The sequence below is a fragment of the Prevotella sp. TCVGH genome (assembly GCF_023522295.1).
GTDB lineage: Bacteria > Bacteroidota > Bacteroidia > Bacteroidales > Bacteroidaceae > Prevotella > Prevotella timonensis.
Genome location: NZ_QFFX01000128.1, coordinates 1 through 2,219, shown reverse-complemented (window position 1 = coordinate 2,219; position 2,219 = coordinate 1). Strand labels below are relative to the sequence as shown.

Genomic DNA, 2,219 nt, shown 5'->3' with positions numbered 1-2,219 from the left:
CAAAAGAAAGTCTTGGGCAATTAGTAGTGCTCGGCTTTGCCATCGCTGGCTTTACACCTGCACCCTATCAACGTCGTCGTCTACAACGACCCTTATATGGAGTTCTCATCTTGCGGATGGCTTCGCACTTAGATGCTTTCAGCGCTTATCCTAACCAGACTTAGATACCCAGCGGTGCGCCTGGCGGCACAACTGGTAAACCAGAGGTCTGTCCATCACGGTCCTCTCGTACTAGTGACGGCACCACGCAAAACTCCTGCGCCCACGATAGATAGAGACCGAACTGTCTCACGACGTTCTGAACCCAGCTCGCGTGCCACTTTAATGGGCGAACAGCCCAACCCTTGGGACCTTCTCCAGCCCCAGGATGTGACGAGCCGACATCGAGGTGCCAAACCACCCCGTCGATATGAGCTCTTGGGGGGGATCAGCCTGTTATCCCCGGAGTACCTTTTATCCTTTGAGCGATGCAGTTTCCATACACATGCACCGGATCACTATGCCCCAGTTTCCTGCCTGCTCGGCATGTCTGCCTCCCAGTCAAGCGCCCTTATGCCATTGCACTCTAAAAGGTCGGTTACCAATCGACCTGAGGGCACCTTTGGAAGCCTCCGTTACGCTTTTGGAGGCGACCACCCCAGTCAAACTACCCACCAAGCAGTGTCCGCACTTTAAGCGCGTTAGACCTCAGACAGCCAAAGGGCCGTATTTCAACGATGGCTCCAAAAGCGCTGGCGCGCCTCCTTCTAAGCCTCCGGCCTATCCTACACATCGGATGACCAAGGTCAATGCTAAGCTATAGTAAAGGTTCACGGGGTCTTTTCGTCCCATCGCGGGTAATCGGCATCTTCACCGATACTACAATTTCACTGAGATCATGATTGAGACAGTGTCCAGATCATTACACCATTCGTGCAGGTCGGAACTTACCCGACAAGGAATTTCGCTACCTTAGGACCGTTATAGTTACGGCCGCCGTTTACTGGGGCTTCAATTCAAAGCTTCTACTTGCGTATAACCTCTCCTCTTAACCTTCCAGCACCGGGCAGGTGTCAGACTGTATACTTCATCTTTCGAGTTAGCACAGCCCTGTGTTTTTGGTAAACAGTTGCCTGGACCTATTCTCTGCGCCTCGTAAGTAAACGAGGACCCCTTTTCCCGAAGTTACGGGGTTAATTTGCCTAGTTCCTTAACCATGAATCTCTCAACGCCTGAGTATATTCAACCCGACTACGTGTGTCCGTTTGCGGTACGGGTGCTGCATGACTGAAGCTTAGCGGATTTTCTTGGAAGCAGGATTACCCACACTATTGGCTTTCCCCGAAGGGAATGCCATACTTTCAAAACTCAGCTCTCATGGCGGATTTGCCTACCATGATCAAAGCCTAATTTCTTCAACGAGCTATTCCGTCAGCTCGCGGTGGTGTCACTTCTCCGTCTCCACAATCGCATCATGCAGCAGTCACGGAATATTAACCGTGTCTGCCATCGCCCTCGCCTGTCGGCTGAGACTTAGGACCCGACTAACCCCGGGATGATTGGCATTGCCCGGGAAACCTTAGTCTTGCGGCGGAAGGGAATCTTACCCTTCTTATCGTTACTTATACCTACATTTGCTTTTCTATACACTCCAGGAAAAGTTACCTTAACCATTCAACGTATATAGAATGCTCCCCTACCGATACTTTTATTATTACTATCCCGCGCCTTCGGTATCTGTCTTATACCCGATTATTATCCATGCCCAGACCCTCGACTAGTGAGCTGTTACGCACTCTTTGAATGAATGGCTGCTTCCAAGCCAACATCCTAGCTGTCACGGGGACCGGACTTCGTTAGACTAACTTAGACAGAATTCAGGGACCTTAGACGGCGGTCTGGATTCTTCTCCTCTCGGGGACGGACCTTAGCACCCGCCCCCTTACTGCACTACTGCTATACATAAGCATTCGGAGTTCGTCAGGTCGCGATAGGCGGTGAAGCCCTCTTGACCTATCGGTCGCTCTACCTCTTATGTAAATCATAGCACGCGGCACCTAAATGCCTTTCGGGGAGTACGAGCTATCTCCAAGTTTGATTGGCCTTTCACTCCTACACACACCTCATCCAGAAGCTTTTCAACGCTTATTGGTGCGGTCCTCCATCTCGTGTTACCGAGACTTCAACCTGGACATGTGTAGATCACTTGGTTTCGCGTCTACCTCCACCGACTAAAACGC

1 rRNA gene is annotated in these 2,219 nt (G+C 51.1%); it reads right to left on the bottom strand.

Features of this window, described 5'->3' with window-relative positions:
- Position 1: 1 nt before the first annotated feature.
- A 23S ribosomal RNA gene (locus DEM91_RS12380) occupies positions 2-2,219 on the bottom strand; the annotation flags it as partial.